Origin of the sequence: Frankia umida, assembly GCF_023242945.1 — a bacterium.
Taxonomy (GTDB): domain Bacteria; phylum Actinomycetota; class Actinomycetes; order Frankiales; family Frankiaceae; genus Frankia; species Frankia umida.
Window position 1 is genome coordinate 1 of the sequence record NZ_JALKFT010000110.1, and the last position, 628, is coordinate 628.

The following is a 628-nucleotide window of genomic DNA, read 5'->3' on the forward strand; positions in this document are numbered from 1 at the left end:
CTTCTTCCAGGTCCGGTCGGCCTTCTCCTTCTCCGAATGGGCGGTGACCAGGGTGGCGTCCAGATCGACGACCAGCGGATCGTCGCCGGATATCCCGGCATGAGGGGCGTGCGTACCGGCCAGCTCCCACACCCGGGCCCGGGCAACCGCCCGGGCTGCGTCGATCGCTTTCAACGCCCGGTCGGCGTCGCCAGCCAACCGGTCGACCGTGCGGGACACGGTCGGATCCGACGCGACCCGTCCGAACACGGCTGGTTCCGCGCGCAGCAGCGACACGTCCGCGAGGCAGTCCCCACCCAACGCCGCAGACAGCGCCAGATCACACAGCACCTTGCCCGGATCATGCACCGCCCGACCCGGCCGCCACGGTGCCAACGCCGCCGACAACGCCTGCCCGAGCCCGCTGGCCCGGACCGTCTCAGTCAGCATCAGCCCGCCCGCGTGCGACACGATTCCACGCCCAGCGACGTCCACGCGGACAGACGGATACAGAGCGGTAGTCTTCACCGCGAAGGTGCTCCTTGGTTCGGTGGGATTCAGGCCCTCAGCAAGCCCAATCCTCCCAGCTCAGGAGCACTTTCCTATTCCCGGCACCCCAACAGACGATCACCCCGGTGAAAGCCCGAGG

The 628-nt window shown here is 68.8% G+C and carries 1 protein-coding gene; it reads right to left on the reverse strand.

From position 1 onward, the window contains the following. On the reverse strand, nt 1-507 hold a 507-nt coding region (locus MXD59_RS26000; protein ID WP_308301790.1), incomplete at its 3' end, for a transposase. Nucleotides 508-628: the final 121 nt, after the last annotated feature.